We start from the raw sequence: 21,120 nt of genomic DNA, 5'->3' as shown, positions 1-21,120 counted from the left end.
ATCTCCTTGTCAACTATCATTCTTTGCAAAGCCCTGCGAAATCAAAGTCGTGTAACGCGCAACGTGCCGATGGCAACTATTCAGAACCTACCTCTCTCAGATTAGCAACGAGCAAATGTAGTTATTTTTATGTCTATCTCAAAAGTTCTGTGTTCAAAAACTCAATTTAATTAACAATAATTATAAAACAGACACCTTGAATATGAAACGTCATAGCAGGTAGACGAACTCAGGGTAAAGAATAAAGAACATGGAAAAGGTATGAAAAGGAAGGCAAAACGACTTAAAAAGAGAACGTAAAAGAAGGCTATGCTTGGCAAAACTCCATTCTACAACGGGCGTATGGCAAGATGAAGCGATGGCTGCATTTAGAATGTGGCACGTGCAAAACAGCTGCAAACCTGGCTTAACCACCAGTTCTTCAACCCATAAACTTACGAACTTGTAAACTTACCACCTTATAAACTCGCAAGCTTACCAGCTAACAAACTCACTAACTTATGAACTCACCAATTCAAAAACTCCTCAACTCAAAACCAAAATTATTGATTTTATTTTACAAAACGGCTCTGTTTTTCGCTCCGTTCTAGCGAAAATATAGGTTATAAAGTGGGTAAATAGCCACAATCTCTGGTCTTTCATGCCTTCGCGTTTGCCTACTTTTGAGAAAACAACCTGCATTTTGCACCATTTGGCCTTTCTAGTTTGGTTGCCAACTCGTAATTTTTAAAGCCCAATAACACGCTTTTTACCCCTAAAAACCCACTTTTTGATAGTTGTTTTGCCCCTTCGAGCCATTAAAAACATGGCTCGAAAGGGTTTTATTTATGTTATTTCGGCGGATATTTATGCACATCGTTTCGCATTTAGCAGCATTTTACCTTGCATTTAGCACCAAAACGCACTGTATTTAGCACCAAAATGCACTGCATTTAGCACCAAAACGCACCGTATTTAGCACCAAAACGCACTGTATTTAGCACCAAAACGCAGTGCGTTTAGCAGCAAATAGCCCCAAAACGGGTGCAAATGGCGGTTGCTTTAAATAAAAATTCACTTTGCCATATTCACAACCTAACCCCATCTTGCATCATAACAAACCTTCGCGAGAATCGATTATTCGCGGCTGGGTTGTGAGTTGGTGGATTACGAAGGCACTCATAATGTTAAAATTCTTGCTGAAAAGCGGACAAAATCAGAGTTGACCAGTTAACGAGTTAACAAGCTGATGAATTGGCAAGCTAACTCGTTAGGCTGTGCTGCAAGGGCAGGTCTGCTTATCTAAACCCGATAATCTGACGCACCTCTTTAAGCGTTGCGCAAGCACTTGCACGTGCCACTTCGGCTCCTTCTTGGGCTATGCGGTCGAGCAATTGGGTGTTTGAGCTATACTCCCTAATGCGTTCGCGAATGGGCGTAACGGTCTTAATGATGTCTTCGGCGATTTGCTTTTTCAAGTCGCCATAACGGATGGAGCAATCATTCCACTTCTCGTCGAAGTAGTTGTAAGTTTCGGGTTCCGAGCAAATACGCAAGAAGGTAAAGAGGTTTTCAATCACTTCGGGCTTCGGACTGTTGGGCGCTTGCGGCCCCATGTCGGTTACGGCCTTCATCACTTTCTTACGGATAGCGGCATCTTCTTCGTACAGATAGATGCAGTTGCCATCGCTCTTACCCATCTTTCCGCTGCCGTCAAGCCCAGGAACCTTCACGGCCTGCGTGTTAAAGTAGAAGTTTTGCGGCTCTGGAAAGAAGTCGACCCCATAGATATGGTTGAAACGGCGTGCGCACTTGCGCGCCATCTCCATGTTCTGCTCTTGGTCTTTGCCCACAGGCACTTTGTGCGCACGATGTTGCAGAATGTCGGCAGCCATCAACGTGGGATAAGTTAGCAAGCCAGCGTTAACGTTGTCGGGCTGTTGGCGCGCCTTATCCTTAAAGGTAGTTACGCGTTCCAGCTCGCCCAAGTACATGTTCATGTTGAAGAACAGGTACAGTTCGAGCGTTTCTTTCACGTCGCTCTGCACATATATCTTGGCCTTTTGTGGGTCGATGCCGCAGGCAAGGTACTCGGCAAGGATTACACGCGCGCTGCGTTGTATGTCTTCGGGCTTCGGACTGGTGGTAAGCGAGTGCCAATCGGCGATGAAGAAGAGGCTTTCGTACTCGTCTTGCATCTTCACGAAACTCTTTACCGCTCCGAAATAGTTGCCCAAGTGAAGATTTCCTGTGGGCCTGATTCCGCTTACTACTTTTTCCATATTGATGTTTGTTTATTTGTTTAATGTTGGGGGTAGTGGGACTTGTCAGACCGGTCGGACCAGTCGGACTGGTCAGACATGTCCGACTTGTCGGATAATTCCGGTTGGTCCAACCAACCAATCCGCCAGTATTACCCACTTCTTTTGCTAAAAAAAAATCCCGCAACCATGTTAGATTGCGGGACTTCTGCGTTGTGGGCGTTGACGGATTCGAACCGCCGACCCTCTGCTTGTAAGGCAGATGCTCTAAACCAGCTGAGCTAAACGCCCGTGCTTTGTTTCTAAAAGCGATGCAAAGGTATGTATTTTTTCGCGTTCGGCCAAATAAAATGCGGAAAAAATGTTGAACAATAGCTATTTTGTGCATCCACTTCTATGTGTTAGCAAGAAGATTAGTCGTAAGGAGAAATAATAACAGAGAGAGAAATCGGCTACAAATTAAGTCGTAATCCTTAGGGATGCTGTATGAAATCACAGATTTTCCTTTCGCATTACGGCAACGTTTGCGTTTGCGAGGAAACCAACTCATAGTATCGTTTCTTATTTTCCATCAACGTTTTGTGTGTTCCAACTTCTACGATATAGCCTTTGTCGAGCACTACAATTTGGTCGGCATTTTGGATAGTGCTAAGCCGATGTGCAATCACGACAACTGTGCGATGTTCGAAAGCATTGTTTAGTGCATCTACAATCTTACGCTCGTTGATGGTGTCTAAAGCATTAGTAGCTTCATCGAGGAACAACATTTTGGGGTTTCTGTATAGTGCACGTGCAATAAGCAGGCGTTGTTTCTGCCCTCCACTAAGTCCTCGGCCTGTTTCGCCTACCGTTGTGTCGAATCCATTAGGCATGGCGTTTATCTCTTCTTCCAGTTGGGCAATCTTGCAAACCTCATGCAGGCGGTCGTAGTCTATGCGGTCGGCATCTAGCACGATATTGTTAATGATGGTGTCGCTAAACACCTTTCCGTCTTGCATCACCACCCCACACAAGTTTCGCCATTGACGCAAATTGATGGCATCCACGTTCATCGTGTCCATCTTGATGTCTCCGAATGAAGGCTTATACAGTCTAACGAGAAGTTTTAGCAACGTAGACTTTCCACAACCACTACCTCCGACAATTGCCGTAACCTTATTTTCAGGAATCTGCAGATAGATGCCTTTCAGCACGAAAGGCGAGTTAGCCGAATATTGGAAGTGTACGTTAGACAAGGTTATAGATTTTTCGTTGGGCAGTATACATGTGTTACCGACCGAAAGTAACTCTTCCTCATCTTCAAGTTGGCGAATCTCGTTGATGCGCAGAAAGCTTATCTTGGCATATTGGGCACCCATAACAAAGCTGATGAATTGGGATAAAGGCCCATTTAACATGCCGATAATGAACTGTGTGGAAATCATCACCCCAAAGGTTATGTCGCCATTGATGACGGCCACAGCGCAAAAGAACACGATACCCATGTTTTTTATGCTTTCAATAAACTGTGCCCCCAGGTTTTGCATGTTTGTTATGGCGAGTACGCGCTTGTTGACATGATATAGCCGTGTCTGTATCTCTTCCCATTTCCAGCGGCGTTGCTTTTCGTAATTGTTTATTTTCACATCTTGAATGGCTGAAACCGTCTCCACCCAATAGCTTTGGTTCCTTGAAAGGAGTTCGAAATATTCCCAATCTAACTTTTTCCTAACATTTAGGAAAAGTAAAACCCAGCCCACATAAAGTGCAGAACCTGCCAAGAAAATAAGAAAGATAACCACATTGTATATCAGTAATATGATGGCAAATACCACAAAGGTAAGCATAGAAAAAATGAGAGACAGAGAATTGTTCATGATGAAACTGCGAATGCGTTCGTGGTCTTGCGCACGCTGCAGGATGTCTCCCATCAGCTTGTTTTCAAAGAAGGTGACGGGCAAATTCATCAGTTTTATCAGATAATCGGATATTAGTGCAATGTTAACGCGTGCAGTGATATGCAACAAGATCCAATCTCTGAGCACATTGAAAACCATTACGCTCAACAGAATACTAATGTTGCCAATGAGTATCATGTTGATAAAGTTAACGTCGGATGTTTTAATGCCCACGTCAATCACCGCTTTTGAGATAAAAGGCAGCACACCTTGCAATGCCGTAACAATAAACATGATCACGAAAATCAAAGCAAACGAGTGCGAGTATGGGGTGAAATACTTTAGAATGCTTAGAAAACTATTTCGTTTTTGCTCTTTTTCGGCCTTGGTTTCCTTAAAGTCGACTGTGGGTTCAACGGCTAGCAGCACGCCTTGGTTTTCGCCCCTCTGATACCAACCTTGTTTGAACGTTTCGTGCGAATATTTTACGCGCCCTCTTGCGGGGTCGGAAACGTAAATGCGTTTCTTGTCGGCATGATACACCACAACAAAATGATTGTTGTTCCAAAATATGATGGCGGGAAAAGGAACACTGTTAACAATCTCGTTGACATCGCATTTTACAGCCAGTGTACGAAGACCAATGTTTTCTGCTCCAACACTAATGTCGTGTAACGACACACCTTCTTTGGTGATACCGCAACGGTCGCGGAGATACTGCAACGAGTAATATTTGCCAAAATGTTTGGCAATGATTTTAAGTGAGGCCGGTCCACAGTCATGTGAATCCATCTGATATTCTACAGGAAATCGACAAAACTTCATCATCTTATTTTTCGCCTTTGGCTTTGAGGTTATCAAACAGCCTTTCTATCAGCCGTTTTCTTTTCGTTATAATCTCGGCGGTACCGTTGCTTTCAAAATCGAGCGGAAGACGTTTACCGAAATTGGTAAGCGTGCCGTGTGGAAAAGAAATCAACACGAGATAGGCGTCCACTTCCTTATCTTGTACCTTCATTTTGTGGCTAATACGCGAAATAGATTTTACAACACCCTTTAGCTGTCCGTATTCATCGTAGGGGAAATTGCTTATTTTAACGTTGACGTGCTGACCTATGGCCACTTTTCCCACGCCAAAAGAGGGAATAGTGACTTCGCCCAAGATATTGTTTTTACTGGGTATGATAGAAAACAGCTCCTGCCCATTCTGAACAAAGCGGTTGTCTCGCCAAAAGCCAAGGTATTCAAGTTGGCCTGCAACAGGCGCGTATTGTAAGTATCGTTCTTTCCAAATATTGATTACGTTAGACAGTTCGTTCTTTCTCGTAACAAAATCTGTGTAAACCTTATCCTTAGACTCAGACTCTTCTAAGAGAATGCGCTGTATTTCCATCTGGTTGTGGTTTACTTCCGATTGTTTCAACATTCGGGTACTTTGCAGGTTGAGCAAAGCTTCTTGTAACGATAGATGTGCGGCATGCTGTTGTTGAAATTCTTGCTCACTGATTACTTTGGCTGCAAGCAATACGCTGTCTTTCTTGAGCTGATTAGCGGAAACGTGAAGCAATTGACGTTTAAGCGCCACTTCATTGTTGATGTTAGCTATTACAGACTTGTCCGAAGTTATCTGTTGGCGTAGGTTTCTATGCATCGTGCCATAGATGTTCGACGACAGCACGCGTCGATATTGCATGTAGGCCAGCATAAACGCATTGTAGGCCGAACTCACTTCGCCCAATATGAGCGTATCGGGAAGGTCTATGGCGGCTTGCATGTTCTTGTTAAGGTTGCTTAGCAAGCCTTCCACTTTCAGGATGTGTCGATAGTTGGCTCCACTTTCAAGATAAGATATAACGTCGCCTTTCTTCACCTTGGTCTTATTTGTCTTTAACAAGTATATGCGTCCGTTGCCGTTTGCCACCAAACGAACGGGCGCGGTGTTAGCGGTAACCGATATGGGGCCGTCTACCGTGTCGGGGTATTGAATGAGGAAACCAAGCAAAACGACGATGCCCATCAGCACGCCAACGCACAGTGCAACCCATTTAACCCACTCCGTGGGCATACGGTCTACGATGGCTTGCACCTCTTCCGACCTTTCATTGCGCTTATTGTCTTCCATGAACAGTTCTCCCATATTTGCGCGCAACCTGCTGAACGATACGCAAACGTAAGGTAGAGCGCAAGAAAAGATGGTCTACCAGCCCCACGCTGTCGTTATTGGTGCGTGTAACATCCGAGTAGCCAAAGTCTGTCTGTATGGAGATAAAGGGGTACATGGTCGCTTTATCCAGGGTAAGTGCCGACAGCACACCATCGGCCGTGTCGGTATCCTTAAAGTCGTAATCTAGTATTCGCTTAAACAAAGGCTTGAAAACAACGATAAATTGCGTGCTCCAGAACCAGTCAACCCAATAGCGATTGTCTGCAACGGGTATGGTCATGCCGAACCCCCCAATGCCTCCCGAAAGCAATTCGATGCCTTGCGCCTCGGCTTCGAGGATGTTACGGAAGAGATATTCCCTGTTGTATGCAGGGGTAAAGGTGTGGTCGTCTTCACAAATAACGATGATATCGTCTTCGTTTTCCTCAGCCTTTCGTATGGCTTGCACCATGCTTTTCCAGAGCCCAACTGCGCCAATGGGGTGCTTTACAGCCTTTATCCACGTAAGCTCGAACTCCGTTCTGTCGCTGAATTGTTCCTCAATGTGCTGCCGGCGTTCGGTACGCTCTTCCAAATTGATAACGTATACGGGTAGGTAAAACCCGTTATTGCTGTCTTCCATACGTCTTTTTGTAGTTTAAGATGGTCTGTTCCAGTATGATGTTCACTTTCTTTGCCCATACGTCCCAGTTCAATCGGGTTTCGTATTCCTTGCGCGACGACTTTCTTAGTGCGATGTATTTGTCCTTGTCGCAGAATATCGAGTGTATCTTTTGGGCATAATCAATTGCCGTTGCCGTGGGTGGGAGCAAGAAACCGTTTTACCTTCGCAGATGGGTTGCCCCGTTCCTTGCACGTTTGCAGCCACACTTGGCACACCGTAGGCCGAGGCTTCGCAAAACACGATGCCGAAAGCGTCGAACTGGGTGGGGAGAATGAGGAAATGCGCGTTGCGAAGTATGGAGCATAGTTTCGACAGATGAGCGGGTTTGGACTTGTCGAGGAAGGGATAAACCACGACGCCCTCGTCTTCTGCATAAGGCGGTTGGCAGCCAATGATGGTCAGTGTGCAGTTCATTCCCATAGCTTTTAGCTCCCGATATGCCCCCAAGGCCTTGTCGCCACCTTTCTTTTCCCAGTTTCGCCCGACAAACACCAAGTTGCAAACGCTTGTGTCAATGTCTATTTGGTAATCGTTGGGATGAGGAATGTTCGCGCCAAACTCCACCACATGTATCTTCGAAGGGTCGATGCCGTAATAGCTAACTGCACTTTGCTTCGCCCATTCAGAGCTGTATATAATGGTGTTGTATTTGTTTAAGAGTTTGCGCTCCGCATCTTCTGTTTGTCTTATTTCCTCAGGTTTGCTGTCGTTGTGCATGTAGTCTTTGAATGCGTGATAGATAACGTCGCTTAAATGAACCATGGGAATGTTTGTATCAAGGAATAGACTAAGATATAAGTCGCCAAAGAACACAAGGTCGCAATCTGCCACTTCTTCAGCACACAATTTTCAAAAGACAGGAGAATATTCTCGCATATCTCGTTTGGGGGATATGTTTCCTTTTGCAAAGAACAATGCTTGTGCAAGCATATTTTGCCCAACTATTTTCACATCATGGCTCTTGCATAAGGCTTGCAGGATGTGGTATGACGTTCCCGACCATGTATTAGTGTCTTCGGGGTCTAGTGTTGTTAGAAATGCAATCTTCATATCGTGGTTATTTACATGGCTTTCATTTTGTCTAGTGCCTCCTTGTAGGCATTAAGCATTGGTATGTCTCCTTCTTGCCATCCCTTTATAACCCGTTCACTCTTTATCACCGGTTCGACATTGCGAACAAAGAGCACACCATCCACCCTTGTTTGAGGATAGCAATAGGCGAATTGCACCTTTATGCTTCCATTCCCTGCCATACGCATTTGCAAAGCTTCGCTAGATTGAAGTTTACTCATAGGTAAGTAAACCGAGTCTACGCCCAACTGTCCCAACTGGTATTCAATGCTGCGTTGTGGTACGGCAGCAAGCTTGCCACCAGCATAAGCGCCAAACTTAGCACTTACGATTGTTGCACCTTGATAAGTGGCAATGTCTATGCAACGATAGTTTTCACCATACTTCTCTTTTAGGTAATGCCCAGCACCAAAATAATTGAGGTGCACAAGTGATGTTGCCTGTGAGTAGTTTAAATGCCCTGTGTGAGCATACATTGTAACTACTGTTTCTTTGGGGAAGACGCTGTCGATGGCAAATTGAGCGAACTGCGCCATCAACGTGTCCCGTTGTCCGAAACGGACACTGTGTTTTGCGAACCATTGCATTAGCCTTATGCTCTTACGCACCAGCAACAGCTCATCTTTTTGCAGGCAGCTTTTCACAACCTCGCTGCTGTCGAGTAAGGCCGCGATGTCCCTTTTCGAGAAAGGACCCATATCTTGAAGCACTGCCTTACAGATTTTTTTCATTTCAGGAGCGTTCTTTCCATCATTAAGTGTATAGAAGAAATTAAAAAGATTGATTTCGCTTTGCATCCATTCTAAATTGGCATCGAAACCAAGGAGCGACACACTGTTGTCGTGGGTGGCATTATATTGCTTAAGCCACTCAATGAAAGCCTTTGTAGGTTCGCCAAGTAAAGGGTTGTCAATGTAATTCGATATGTAAGAAAACTTAAAACGCGGGTCGTTTTTTACATACCTATTTATATAGAAGATACTCTCCATGGGCAGTTCTAACATCACCAATTTACATTGATATTTCAGTATGCGTTCTTTCATCATGTCCATGGCTACGGCATTCATCGTCTTTGTGCCGTGTATAGTTTCGGCAATGCCAAGTATTGGGCTATCCATGCAAGGGATGTTTCCGTAGTTACCGAAAGTCCAATTAAGCAAGTCGCTGCGTTGAAACAATGGTGCAACTTCTACATCGGACACTTCATTACTTAGTTTCTTGCCGTCTGCGTATAGGCCAAAATCGGCAAGTTGAATTGTTCCTACCGTATCTTTTTTCCCCATAGCCTCGAAAGAAACACCTAGCAGGTCGGTGTGCTTTAAATGTAGTTGACTTGTGGCTTCTGCCCAATTGGGCGATGCGGGTAGCGTTATCGTGTCACGACGGGCTATACGCGCCCCATTAGTTATGGAGTTGAGTGTTACGTAAAAGTGCTGTACGTCTTTCGACTTGTATTTTACTTTCAGCGTAATGTCGTTTGCTTCGCCACTAAGGTGGTATGTAGGCAACAGCGTACTCCAAACGCCTTTGAGCGGTGCTACGATTTCGAGACGTAATTGCTTTTGTACAGCGGTTGTGCCTAAATCAAACCGAAAGAATAGATGTTGATAATGAGGCCACCACCTGTATCCGAAAAGCTTTGAACTATCGCCGGCTTTCGCAAAGAGCGACACAAAGAAAAAGAAAATAAAGAATATAAATCTCATTAACTGTTAGATTAAAAAATGTTCTTATCGAAGTTTCCCCGTACAATACTAATGCTAGCTTTTAAACTTATTTCCAATAGCCCGCAACACAAACCAAGCGTGCATGGCAAGGGTAAGGGGCAGGCCGTAATGGGCGCGCATAACGGCGAAACGCTCTTTAAGCGAGGCGCGATGGTTTTTCACGGTCATTCCTCCATCGAGGTAATTGGCCACCACCGCTTGCACGTTTTTAAGGGGTAGATTGGCCGCTTGGCCTGCTTTCATCACGCGGATGCACCAATCTACGTCGGCCGAAAAACGATATGCCAGATTGTAAGGCGTTTGTTTGGCCAGCGAAGTGAGGGCGTAAAAGGCCTGATGGCACACCAACATGCCGCGACTGAACGACCGCCACGACAGACCTTGGCGCGGAACAGGACGGCGATGGCGAAGAAAACGGCCGTCGGCATCTACAATGTCGGTGTCGCCATAAAGCACGGCAGGCAGCGTTTCGGCCTCGCCAACGGCGTTGGCAACGGTCTCGAGCGTTTGGGGCGAAGGGAAAACGTCGCCCGCATTGATGAAAACAAGATAGGTGCCAGTGGCCATTTCGATGCCTTTGTTCATGGCATCGTACAGCCCGGCATCGGTTTCGGCCTTCACTTTTATGGTGTGTAGACTTTCGGTTTGGGCCATATCGGCCACATATTGGTCGATAAGCTGGCGCGTATTGTCGGCAGAAAGTCCGTCGACCAGCAAGTGTTCTACGTGCGGATAGGTTTGTTCGGCCACACTTTTGAGCGTTCGGGGTAGCTCGGCGGCGGCGTTATAGGTGCAGGTAATAACCGAAAATCTTATCATAACATACATTTTTTGAAGGCGAGTGCCTGATTGTACACCTCTATATATTGAAGGGCAACGGCCTGTTGCGAGTAATTGGCCAACACCTTGCGCACGGCTTGCGCGCTAAGTTCGGCATAATCGGCCTCGCACAGCACCCATCTGATGCCTTGTGCCAAGTCGGCCGCATCGCGATAGCGCGCCACATAGCCGTTTTTTTGATGGTCAATCTCTTCTGGAATGCCGCCCACGTTAAAGCCCACGCAGGGCACGCCGCATGCCATTGCCTCCATAATGGTATTGGGAAGGTTCTCGGAGAGCGATGGAAGGACAAATGTGTGCACGGCATTATAAAGCGAAACGAGGGTAGCGGTGTCGCTAACATAGTCGATGGGGATGGTGGGGAAGGGCAGTTCGGCCACGGCTTGGTTGGCTTTTCCGCCGAGAACCACCAGCGCGATGCTTTCTTTCAGCTCTGGATATTGCGCCGCCAGCAGGTTACAGGCCTCAATGAGATAGGCCAAACCCTTGTTTGCGTTGGTAGCTCGCTGTGCGGCGAAGAGTATTAGGCGTTTGTTTGTGGGCAGGTTCATGCGCTGGGCCGACTCTATTTTGTTCTTCGGAGCGAACACGCGCGTATCAATGGGGTTGGGAATGGCGAACACATGGCGGCCGCGCAGCAGCTGACTTTGGCGCGCTTGGTCGGCCAACCATCGGCTGCATGCCACAAAATGGATGTCGCTTTTCTCGTATATGCGCTTCTTCTTGTTCCAAACCTTGGCCGAAAGGTCGTTGTCGCCACCCCTGCCTGGCAGGTATTTGCATCGCCTACACTGCTGCTTAAAGTTGTTGCAGCCAAGAGTTAGGTGGCAAATGGCCGTTGCTGGCCAGATGTCGTGCATGGTCCACACCACGGGTTTGCCGCTGTTCACGATTTTTCGGATGGTGCTGAGCGAGAGCATTCCTTGGTTAATCCACGACAGATGGATAACGTCGGCTTGCTTAAACTCGCGTAACGAAGTGATGTCTGCGCCCGTATTGGCCACGTCTATGGCGAAAAGGTTGTGGCGATTGAAGTGGAGATGCCAAAAGATAGTCCACCTTTCCCAAAGGAAACGCCATCGGCTGCGCACGCCTTTGGGCAATGCGACCACCACGGGATTGGTGGTTTGCTTGTCGCGCACCAGCATTCGTGCCTGCACGCCACTGTTGTTTAGGGCCGAAACAAGCCTTCCTGCGGCCACGGCAGCTCCGCCTGTGCGTTCGCTTGTGTTAACAATCAGTATTCGCATCCTATATATATAATATGTGTATTTGGTGTTCAAGTGGGTGTATGGCGGTGCGTTGGCTGTGCACTGGCGCATCGCTACGACACTGCAAACTTACAGAAAAATATTCAAACGCCAAAGGTTAAGGCTGCCTTGTGTGGCATGCGGTTGCTACGAAAAAGGCATGCAGTGGCTACGAAAAAGGCTTACAGTTGATACGAAAGTGGCATGCGGTTATCCCGAAATATGGCATGCGGTTACTGCGAAAACTGTATGCGGTTGCTACGAAAAAGGCATATTCCGGCCCAATGCGGTACGAATGCATTGCCGAGATGGGGAAAAATACAGCAAAAAGGCAGTAAAACAGACAAATTGCGAACATTAATTAGGCTGTGTTCGAACACACAATGTTGATTTACATCAAGAATAACGCGATTTTATAACGAAAGTATGTGCTAAGTATTGCGAGAAAGTGAAAGTCGTTGTAACTTTGCATTGTCAAAAGGTTAATAGATTGTTTAGGTTAGTAATATTAGATTTAGGTTTTTAGTTATTAGATTAAGGTAGATTGTTAGATTGTTTAACGGATGACAATGGAAACCGTGAGGCTTTCATTTGTTAAGAAAGAATTTTTAGTTAAACATAGTGATACGCTGCATCTCGTTGAGAGAAGCAGCGTGTTTTCTTTATATAGGTTTGCAACAAACCATGTATATACCGCGCCTTGAGCTTTGCAAATCAAACCACTGGCTTATAAACTCACGAAAGACCAACAATTCCCGAACACATCAACTTACAAACTGGAAAACCCACAAACACATCCACTCAATTCTTAAATCATTATCTTTTATTTTACAATATCACTCTAATTTTTGCTCCGTTCTAGCGAAAAAATAGGCCCTAATGTAGGTAAATCGCCCCTATTTCTAGTCTTTCACGCCTTACAATATGTTCAATTTTAAGAAAACCACCTGCATTTTGCACCATTTTGCCTTTCTAGTTTGGTTGCCAGCCCATGATTTTTGCAGCCCCAAAACCCACTTTTAGACCCCAAAAACCAACTTTTTAACCACCATTTTACCATTTCTAGCCATGTATTTCATGGTTCTTAAAGGTTCTGTTTATACATTTGCGGTGGATGTTTATGCTTTTTGCCTTGCGTTTAGCTGCATTTTGCACTGCGTTTAGCACCATTTTACCTTGCGTTTTGCACCAAAACGCACTGCATTTAGCACCAAAATGCACTGCGTTTAGCGGCATGTTGCACTATATTTTGCTATAAATAGCCCAAAAGTTGGTGCAAATGGTGACTTCTTTAAATAAATATTCATTTCGCTGCATTCACATGCTAACCTCTTTTTGCATCAAAACAAACCTTCGCGAGAATCGATTTTTTGCAGCCAAGTGAGCGATTGGTGGATAAAAAGGCGCTCATAATGTTAAATTTATTACTAAAAACTATACAAAAAGAATTATGCCGTAAACACGCGCGAGTGGGCAACGACACAGAAAACATGTAGGCTTGCAACGGCCAGCGCGAGCGGTTGTGGGGGATGTTGCTCACCACCAACCAAGGCGACATCATGGAAAAGCAGAAGTAATCTGCCATTGATAGCCAGGCTTTCAACTTGTAGAAAACGTATGGAACAACTTCCGCCAAGTCGCCTTCTGAAACACAAACACGTTTTGCCACAGACAACTTGGGGCAATATCTCAGGTTTTTATCGTATTCTCGTCTAGTACTTTGTGCATGAGCAGAATGTTTATCTTGGTTTTACCACACAAAGAAAACAAACTCCACCCAAGTTATAGAACCATTAAAAGTCAAGACAACTTCAGACTTTCCCCTTCGTGCATTCTGTACGTTCTGCCGTTCTTGATGTCGTCAAGACCCTTTTGGATAGATTGCAACTCTGCCTCCGAAAGGTCGTCTTCATTGCTTGTGGCACGAATAGCAATAAGCCGGGCATCCTTCCAAACAACATAAACCACTTCGTTCTCAGCCAACTCAAAGTATTTATTCTGATTGGCGTTAAATTCTCGCATAGTTATAACTTGCATAATTCCATCGTTTATTTGGAACAAAGATAAGCATTCCTTTCCTATTTTCCAATGTTTGTCCGTTGAATTTGCCGTTTATATCTCTTTGAAATATACCAGGTAACGCTTATAATCCCACTGAAAATCACGGCCGTTTAAAATATTTGTCGTATTTTTGCAGTGCGTTTTGTCTTTTGACAAGCAACGTTGCGTAGGGCGATGCACTGCTCTGCACCACGATACATCAATAAATTTAGTATTTATGAGATTTCCAAAACCATTTAAAGCCATTGTCGCCGCACTCGCGTTAGCGACGATTTTCACGGCTTGCATACGCGAAGAGGCACTGAACGCCGAGGCAGACATCACTGCCTTTCACCTCGACGGCAACTTACTGATACGCGAACCGGTGATAACTAATGACGAAGTGAAGCTCTATATCAACGGATGGGAAGACCGCAGCAAGCTTGCCCCACGTTTCGAACTTACTCCTGGCGCGACAATATCGCCCGCCAGCGGAACAGAAAGAGACTTCACTAAGCCGCAAACCTATGTGGTTACTTCGCAAGACGGGCGATGGAAAAAGACATACACCGTGAGATTTATCACCGACTTGCTCACCGAATACCACTTTGAGAACGTAGAATACTACACTTTCGAGGGAGTTAACAAGTTTGAAAAGCTGTATGAGATAGACACGGACGGCTCGAAGACAGAATGGAGCAGCGGAAATCCCGGCTATATGATAGCCAGCCAGGCGGCTAAACCAAAGGATTTTCCTACGGCGCAAGACGACGAAGGCTATATAGGAAAGTGCGCAAAGCTTGTTACAAGGAGTACCGGGGCTTTTGGGAAGATGTTGTATGCGCCCATTGCCGCAGGAAACTTGTTTCTTGGTAACTTTACGGTTGAACTTAGCGACATGGCCAAATCCACTCGCTTTGGCTTGCCCTACACCAGCAGGCCCGTGGCCGTTGTTGGGTATTATAAATATAAGCCAGGCAACGTGCTTATCGACAAATACTCGAAAGAAATACCCAACCAAAGCGACACATTCGACATCTATGCCGTGATGTACGAGAGCACGAAAGACGTTCCGTACCTAGACGGAACCAATATCAAGACGCATCCCAACATTGTAATGATAGCACAAGTGAAAGAACGCAAGGCAACAGACCAGTGGACACGCTTTGTTATGCCCTTTGAGAGCGTTGAGGGGCGCACGCTCGACCCCGAAAAGCTACGCAGCGGCAAGTACAACTTGGCTATCGTGATGTCTTCGAGCCAAGGCGGTGCCTTCTTCCGCGGTGCCGTTGGCAGCACATTGTGGGTAGACGAGATGCAATTGTTTCACGAATAAAGCTTAATGATGAGAAGAAAACATATCCTATTGGCTCTTGCGCTCGTGGCCTTTGCACCTGCCACAGCTGTTTTTGCGCAAAACGAACGCAACGAAAGCCTAATACAATCCGAAAAAAACGGATGGGAATACGAAGTGCGCGCTGGCGTTAACATTGGCGGCGCAAGTCCGATGCCGTTGCCAAAAGAAATAAGGAAGATAAACAGTTATAGTCCTAAGTTTAACGGAAGTATTGCGGGCATGATGACCAAATGGTTAGATTGCAACAGGAACTTGGGCATAACCCTTGGCCTACGGTTGGAAGAGAAAGGCATGGAAACAGCCGCCACAGTGAAAAACTACGGCATGGAGATAATAGACGGCGGCCAACGCATTTCGGGGTATTGGACGGGCGATGTGAACACCGTTTACAAGAGTTCGTTCGTTACGCTGCCCGTACTAGGGGCTTATAGGCTGGGCGACAGCTGGAAGTTGCGTGCAGGCCTGTATGTATCGTACAGAATGGACGGCGAGTTTTCGGGTTTTGTGAGCGAAGGATACCTGCGCAGTGGGTCGCCCATAGGCGAGAAAGTTGGTTTCACCAATGGGCAAACGGCCGCCTACAACTTCTCTAACGACCTTCGCCGCTGGCTTTGGGGCTGGCAAATGGGCGGTTCGTGGCGCGCTTTCAAGCATTTCACGGTGAACGCCGACCTTACTTACGGCTTTAACAACATCTTTAATGCCGATTTCCACACCATCACCTTTGCCATGCACCCCATCTATCTGAATGTGGGCTTCGGCTACATCTTTTGACGGGCGGGCAGGCTAAGCCCTAATAGTAGACCGCTTTGCACAAATAAGACCGCTATGGTGAGTTTGCCATAGCGGTTTGTTTGTATGCCGCGTAAAGCGACATTTATCCCGAACCAGCGTAAACTTACTTGTACGTAACCTTACAAAGGCATGAACTTAGACACCTGCCAACAAATAAACGCACAATGAAACTGCCTTTACTTTTAACCTCCCACTTAGGCGGTTTGTCTAATTTTTGGTAAGAAATTTAACATTCTGAGTGCCCTTTCTGCCCACGAACCGCTCACCTTGCCGCAAAAAATCGATTCTCGCGAGGGTTGGTTTTGATGCAAAAAGGGAGTAGCCTGTGAATGCTACAAAATGAATTTTTATTTAAAGCAACCGGCATTTGCACCAGTTATTGGGCTGTTTGCTGCTAAATGTAGTGCGTTTTGATGCTAAACGCAGTGCGTTTTGGTGCTAAATGCAAGGCGTTTTGGTGCTAAATGCAGTGTGTTTTGGTGCTAAATGCAAGGTAAAATGGTGCTAAATGCAGTACGAAATGGTGCGAAATGCGAAACGGAAAGTATAAAAATACACTGAAATTGTATAAACAAAACCTTTACGAGTTGCGTTTTTAATGGCTCGAAAGGGCAAAATGGTCATTAAAATGGGGCTTTTTAGGGGTAAAAAGCGAGTTGTTGGGCATTAAAAATTATGAGTTGGCAACCAAACTAGAAAGGCAAAAAGGTGCAAAATGCAGGTTTTGTTCTTAAAAGTAGACATCTTGAAAGGCGTGGAAGGCTGAAGATAGTGCCTGAATACCTACTTTTTACCCCAAATTTTCGCTAGAATGGTACGAAAAATAGAGCGTTGTTGTAAAATAAAAAATAATAATTTAAGTTTTTGAGTTTTTGAGTTTGTGGGTTGATGAGCTTGTGATTTTTTTTGGTTGATGATTTTTTTAGTTTTTGAGTTGATGATTTTTTGAGTTTTTGAGTTGATGGGTTGATAAGTTTGTGGGTTGATGAGCTTCTGATTTTTGGGGTTAATGATTTTTTTAGTTTTTGAGTTGATGAGTTTTTTAGTTTTTGAGTTGATGAGTTTTTGAGTTTGTGGGTTGATTTTTTTGAGTTGATGGGTTGATGAGTTTTGAGTTTGTGGGTTGATTTTTTTGAGTTGATGGGTTGATGATATTTTGAGTTGATGGGTTGGCGCATTCGTGAGTTGTTGTGTCTTCGTGTGTTTATAATCCATTGAGCTGGTTAGTTCTGAACGTTGTATATGAAAGGAGAGTTTATCTAGAGTCGGTATAGCAAAGGCAACAAACCCTTCTGTTATAGGCGCATTAAACCCAAATGGGGGCATTAGGCCGCTTGGCAGATATTTTAAGTTGTTTGCATTGCTGCTTGTTTGTCTTTCGTACGCTTGTGGGGCATCTTGCCAATTTTGTTCTCTCGACGTTGCCTGCTACGCCTTCAAGAATAAGACAGGCAAGATGCCGACAAACAAACAGAATCTGCACAGGCTCCAATGGCCGGCTTGACCTTAAATAGGCAGCCTGTTGGCCTATGTCACAGCACTATCTGCACACGTACCCGCTACCACAACATCTGCCACATCGTAAATTCTTATAAATTAGCGTTTTTTCTGTTCTGTAATACAAATAGTACTCCTTATCTGTAATATTTCTGCAAAAAGATGTATTTTCCACTTCGTTTTTCTTGCACTATATAAATATGTTTCATACTTTTGCGACTGATATGATACGTATTCATTAATGCTTAACTTAACATGAGGACCAAGTATGAAAAAAAAGCGACTTAGCGTTTTTTGGGCCTTCCTATTTTTGTTTATAGGAACAGTAGTGGCCCAAAGTAAACTCACGGGAACAATTATCTCGGCAGAAAACGATGAACCCATCATCGGAGCCACCGTCAGCGTGCAAGGCAGTAACGTGCGAACCGTTACCAATGTCGACGGGGCATTCACCCTCAACGTCAACGAGGGAACCACAATCGTCGTGAGCTATGTGGGTATGGCCACACAAACGCTCAAAGCCAAAAACGGCATGACCGTGCGGATGAACCCCAACCAAACCCTGCAAGAGGTGGTTGTGACGGGTATGACCACCACAGACAAACGCCTGTTTACGGGCTCTACCACCAAAATCGATGCGGCCGATGCCAAGATTAACGGTATGGCCGACGTGAGCCGTTCGTTGGAAGGGCGCGCAGCGGGCGTCAGTGTGCAAAACGTAAGCGGAACATTCGGTACGGCACCGAAGATACGCGTACGCGGAGCAACCTCCATCTACGGCGACAGCAAGCCCCTATGGGTGGTAGACGGGGTGATAATGGAAGACGTGGTGGATGTCAGTGCCGACCAACTCTCTTCTGGTGATGCCGAAACGCTCATCTCATCGGCCATCGCCGGACTTAACTCGGACGACATTGAGAGTTTCCAAATACTGAAAGACGGTTCGGCCACCTCCATCTACGGTGCGCGCGCCATGGCCGGCGTCATCGTCATTACTACAAAAAGAGGAAAGGCCGGACAGGCACACATCAACTACATGGGCGAATATACCATGCGCCTGATACCATCGTACAGACAACTTAACCTGATGAACTCGCAAGAGCAGATGGACGTGTACCAAGACATGGAGCAAAAGGGCTGGCTGAAATATGCCGAGACGGCCAACGCTTCCAACTCGGGCGTATATGGCAAGATGTACCAGATGCTGAGCGAATACAACCCTGTTACGGGGCAGTTTGCATTGGCCAACACACCCGATGCCAAAGCAGCCTACCTGCGCAATGCCGAGTTCCGCAACACAGACTGGTTCAACGAGCTGTTCTCCAACACCGTGATGCACAACCACTCGGTAAGCATCTCGGCCGGAAGCGACAAGGCCCAATACTATGCCTCGCTAAGCGCCATGTTCGACCCGGGATGGACACGCCGAAGCAACGTTCAACGCTATACGGCCAATCTCAACGCCACCTTCAAGCTTAGCAAAAAATTACAACTGAACCTTATCAGCACGGGCAACTACCGCAAGCAGGAGGCACCCGGAACATTAGCTGCCAGCACCAACGTGGTTACGGGCGAGGTGAGCCGCGACTTCGACATCAACCCCTACTCGTATGCCGTAAACACGTCGCGAACACTAGACCGCAACACCTTCTACACCAGCAACTACGCGCCCTTCAACATTCTCCATGAGTTGCAGAACAACTTTATGGACCTAAACGTAAACGACTTCCGCGCACAGGCCAAGCTTAGTTACAAGCCCATCACCAAGGTAGACATCAGCGTGCTGGGCGCAGTGAAATACGCAGGTACATCGCGCGAACACCACGTAACCGAATATTCCAACCAAGCCGAAGCTTACAGGGCGATGCAGACAACGGTTATAAGGCAAGCCAACTCTTACCTTTACCACGACCCCGACAACATCTTTGCGCTACCCTTTAGCGTGATGCCCTATGGCGGTATAATCACGCGCGCAGACAACCGCATGTTCGGCTGGGACTTCCGTGCATCGGTAAGCTACAACGACGTGTTCAACAAAGACCACATCCTGAACACCTACGCCGGCATGGAAACGAACTCGTACACTAGGCACAACACCTGGTTCAAGGGCTATGGCCTGCAATACGACTTGGGTGAAGAGGCCAACTGGGCTTACCAAAACTTCAAGAAAATGCAAGAAGGCGGCAACGACTATTATGGTCTGGGCAACACCAACACACGCAGTGCGGCTTTCTTCGGAAACGTAACCTACTCTTGGAAAGGCCGCTACACCATCAATGGCACCCTGCGCTATGAGGGCACAAACGGCTTGGGCCTGTCGCGCCAGTCGCGTTGGCTGCCCACATGGAACGTGTCGGGAGCGTGGAACGCCCACGAAGAAAGCTGGTTCGACCAAAAGTTGGGCAAGGTGTTGTCGCACCTCACGCTCAAAGCGTCGTACTCGCTCACAGCCGACCGTCCGCCCGTTACCAACGCCCTCGCCATCATCAAGGCCAATACGCCATGGCGATATAGAACCGGCAACACTGAAACAGGACTTGAAAGGACGAGCCCGGCCAACCCCGACCTCACCTATGAGAAGAAACATGAGCTTAACCTGGGGTTGGATGCAGGATTTCTGAACAACCGCATCAACATGTCGGTAGACTGGTATAAGCGCAACAACTACGATTTGGTTGGCCCCATCCCGACCGACGGCACCGACGGCTTTCTCGTAAAATACGGTAATGTGGCCGCAATGAAGAGTAACGGTGTGGAGCTGAGCCTCTCTACGACGAACCTGAAGACGAAAGACTTCAGCTGGAAAACCAACTTCATCTATTCGTATGTGCACAACGAAATTACCGACTTGAAAGCCCGTAGCCGTATGATAAACTTTATCAGCGGTGTGGGTTACGCTCGCAAGGGCTACCCTTCGCGTGCCTTGTTTTCCGTTCCGTTCATGGGATTGACGGGCGATGGCCTGCCAACGTTCCGAGATCAGGAGGGAAACATCAGCATTACCAACGTGAACTTCCAGGAGTCGGACCCGGAGAAACTGAAATTCTTGAAGTACGAAGGCCCCACGGACCCCACCAACACGGGTAGTCTTGGCAACGTGTTCACCTACAAGGGGTTCACCCTTAACGTCTTCGTCACCTATTCGTTTGGTAACGTTGTGCGCCTTTACCCCGCATTCAAGTCTAGGTATACAGATCTCTCGGCCATGCCCAAAGAGTTCCGCAACCGCTGGCGCACGCCTGGAGACGAGGCGTACACCGACATACCCACCATCGCCACCTTGCGTCAGGTTTACGACAATCCCAATCTGTACAGGGCATATAATGCCTACAACTATTCGGACGCACGCATCGCCAAGGGCGACTTTATCCGCATGAAGGAACTTTCGCTGAACTACGATTTCCCTCAGAAACTGGTGGGGTACCTCGGTTTGCGAACGGCATCGGTTAAGGTACAAGGCACGAACCTCTTCCTAATTTATGCCGACAAGAAACTCAACGGACAAGATCCGGAGTTCTTCAATACAGGAGGTGTGGCCGTACCTATGGCCAAACAATTTACGCTTACGCTTAAGGTAGGACTCTAAACACTCGAAAGG

General features: G+C 46.5%; 13 protein-coding genes and 1 tRNA gene. 3 read left to right on the top strand and 11 right to left on the bottom strand.

The window, feature by feature from the left end:
• Window positions 1-1,277: 1,277 nt before the first annotated feature.
• The 10 genes from trpS to HMPREF0670_RS10085 form a co-directional block, all read right to left on the bottom strand.
• Window positions 1,278-2,261, bottom strand: coding sequence for a tryptophan--tRNA ligase (gene trpS / locus HMPREF0670_RS10135; RefSeq protein ID WP_009231065.1), 984 nt, complete (start codon window positions 2,259-2,261; stop codon window positions 1,278-1,280).
• 195 nt (window positions 2,262-2,456) lie between these two features.
• Window positions 2,457-2,531 (bottom strand) — tRNA-Val (locus HMPREF0670_RS10130).
• A 221-nt stretch (window positions 2,532-2,752) separates the two neighbouring features.
• Window positions 2,753-4,942, bottom strand: a complete 2,190-nt coding sequence (locus HMPREF0670_RS10125) for a peptidase domain-containing ABC transporter (RefSeq protein WP_044078198.1) — start codon at window positions 4,940-4,942, stop codon at window positions 2,753-2,755.
• Window positions 4,943-4,946: 4 nt separating this feature from the next.
• Complete coding sequence (locus tag HMPREF0670_RS10120) at window positions 4,947-6,239, bottom strand: HlyD family efflux transporter periplasmic adaptor subunit (protein ID WP_009231063.1); 1,293 nt, start codon at window positions 6,237-6,239, stop codon at window positions 4,947-4,949.
• Complete coding sequence (locus HMPREF0670_RS10115) at window positions 6,226-6,903, bottom strand: glycosyl transferase (RefSeq protein WP_009231062.1); 678 nt, start codon at window positions 6,901-6,903, stop codon at window positions 6,226-6,228. Before HMPREF0670_RS10115 ends, HMPREF0670_RS10120 begins: the two co-directional genes overlap by 14 nt.
• Window positions 6,904-7,008: 105 nt before the next feature.
• Window positions 7,009-7,707: a glycosyltransferase family 4 protein gene (locus HMPREF0670_RS17115; protein ID WP_232213900.1), complete on the bottom strand. Its 699-nt coding sequence runs from the start codon at window positions 7,705-7,707 to the stop codon at window positions 7,009-7,011.
• Between the two features lie 299 nt (window positions 7,708-8,006).
• Window positions 8,007-9,722, bottom strand: coding sequence for an erythromycin esterase family protein (locus tag HMPREF0670_RS10105; RefSeq protein ID WP_009231060.1), 1,716 nt, complete (start codon window positions 9,720-9,722; stop codon window positions 8,007-8,009).
• Window positions 9,723-9,776: 54 nt separating this feature from the next.
• Window positions 9,777-10,562, bottom strand: a complete 786-nt coding sequence (locus HMPREF0670_RS10100) for a glycosyltransferase family 2 protein (RefSeq protein ID WP_044078119.1) — start codon at window positions 10,560-10,562, stop codon at window positions 9,777-9,779.
• Window positions 10,559-11,833 (bottom strand): glycosyltransferase family 4 protein, encoded by a 1,275-nt coding sequence (locus HMPREF0670_RS10095; RefSeq protein WP_009231058.1) that lies wholly within the window; start codon window positions 11,831-11,833, stop codon window positions 10,559-10,561. The genes HMPREF0670_RS10100 and HMPREF0670_RS10095 overlap by 4 nt, the downstream gene beginning before the upstream one ends.
• Before the next feature lie 1,800 nt (window positions 11,834-13,633).
• Entirely contained in the window at window positions 13,634-13,870 is a 237-nt protein-coding gene (locus tag HMPREF0670_RS10085; RefSeq protein ID WP_009231057.1) for a hypothetical protein, read from the bottom strand.
• A gap of 241 nt (window positions 13,871-14,111) precedes the next feature.
• Here HMPREF0670_RS10085 and HMPREF0670_RS10080 point away from each other — a divergent pair, with 241 nt between their 5' ends.
• Both HMPREF0670_RS10080 and HMPREF0670_RS10075 read left to right on the top strand, forming a co-directional pair.
• Window positions 14,112-15,209 (top strand): PCMD domain-containing protein, encoded by a 1,098-nt coding sequence (locus HMPREF0670_RS10080; RefSeq protein WP_009231056.1) that lies wholly within the window; start codon window positions 14,112-14,114, stop codon window positions 15,207-15,209.
• Window positions 15,210-15,215: 6 nt separating this feature from the next.
• Window positions 15,216-16,004: a porin family protein gene (locus HMPREF0670_RS10075; protein ID WP_083786839.1), complete on the top strand. Its 789-nt coding sequence runs from the start codon at window positions 15,216-15,218 to the stop codon at window positions 16,002-16,004.
• An 804-nt stretch (window positions 16,005-16,808) separates the two neighbouring features.
• Here the strand turns inward: HMPREF0670_RS10075 and HMPREF0670_RS10070 are convergent.
• Window positions 16,809-17,240 (bottom strand): hypothetical protein, encoded by a 432-nt coding sequence (locus HMPREF0670_RS10070; RefSeq protein WP_009231054.1) that lies wholly within the window; start codon window positions 17,238-17,240, stop codon window positions 16,809-16,811.
• Window positions 17,241-17,790: 550 nt separating this feature from the next.
• Here HMPREF0670_RS10070 and HMPREF0670_RS10065 point away from each other — a divergent pair.
• Window positions 17,791-21,108 (top strand): SusC/RagA family TonB-linked outer membrane protein, encoded by a 3,318-nt coding sequence (locus HMPREF0670_RS10065; RefSeq protein WP_009231053.1) that lies wholly within the window; start codon window positions 17,791-17,793, stop codon window positions 21,106-21,108.
• The last annotated feature ends 12 nt before the right edge of the window (window positions 21,109-21,120 follow it).

Source organism: Prevotella sp. oral taxon 317 str. F0108, assembly GCF_000162415.1.
Classification (GTDB): Bacteria; Bacteroidota; Bacteroidia; order Bacteroidales; family Bacteroidaceae; genus Prevotella; species Prevotella conceptionensis.
The sequence above is the reverse complement of the archived record's forward strand: the minus strand, read 5'-3'. Positions and strand labels throughout refer to the sequence as shown.

Excerpts from the sequence above, each read along its gene's own strand:
- trpS (WP_009231065.1), bottom strand. The coding sequence starts at position 2,261 with ATGGAAAAAGTAGTAAGCGGAATCAGGCCCACAGGAAATCTTCACTTG.
- HMPREF0670_RS10125 (WP_044078198.1), bottom strand. The coding sequence starts at position 4,942 with ATGAAGTTTTGTCGATTTCCTGTAGAATATCAGATGGATTCACATGAC.
- HMPREF0670_RS10120 (WP_009231063.1), bottom strand. The coding sequence starts at position 6,239 with ATGGAAGACAATAAGCGCAATGAAAGGTCGGAAGAGGTGCAAGCCATC.
- HMPREF0670_RS10115 (WP_009231062.1), bottom strand. The coding sequence starts at position 6,903 with ATGGAAGACAGCAATAACGGGTTTTACCTACCCGTATACGTTATCAAT.
- HMPREF0670_RS17115 (WP_232213900.1), bottom strand. The coding sequence starts at position 7,707 with ATGGTTCATTTAAGCGACGTTATCTATCACGCATTCAAAGACTACATG.
- HMPREF0670_RS10105 (WP_009231060.1), bottom strand. The coding sequence starts at position 9,722 with ATGAGATTTATATTCTTTATTTTCTTTTTCTTTGTGTCGCTCTTTGCG.
- HMPREF0670_RS10100 (WP_044078119.1), bottom strand. The coding sequence starts at position 10,562 with ATGATAAGATTTTCGGTTATTACCTGCACCTATAACGCCGCCGCCGAG.
- HMPREF0670_RS10095 (WP_009231058.1), bottom strand. The coding sequence starts at position 11,833 with ATGCGAATACTGATTGTTAACACAAGCGAACGCACAGGCGGAGCTGCC.
- HMPREF0670_RS10085 (WP_009231057.1), bottom strand. The coding sequence starts at position 13,870 with ATGCAAGTTATAACTATGCGAGAATTTAACGCCAATCAGAATAAATAC.
- HMPREF0670_RS10080 (WP_009231056.1), top strand. The coding sequence starts at position 14,112 with ATGAGATTTCCAAAACCATTTAAAGCCATTGTCGCCGCACTCGCGTTA.
- HMPREF0670_RS10075 (WP_083786839.1), top strand. The coding sequence starts at position 15,216 with ATGATGAGAAGAAAACATATCCTATTGGCTCTTGCGCTCGTGGCCTTT.
- HMPREF0670_RS10070 (WP_009231054.1), bottom strand. The coding sequence starts at position 17,240 with ATGGATTATAAACACACGAAGACACAACAACTCACGAATGCGCCAACC.
- HMPREF0670_RS10065 (WP_009231053.1), top strand. The coding sequence starts at position 17,791 with ATGAAAAAAAAGCGACTTAGCGTTTTTTGGGCCTTCCTATTTTTGTTT.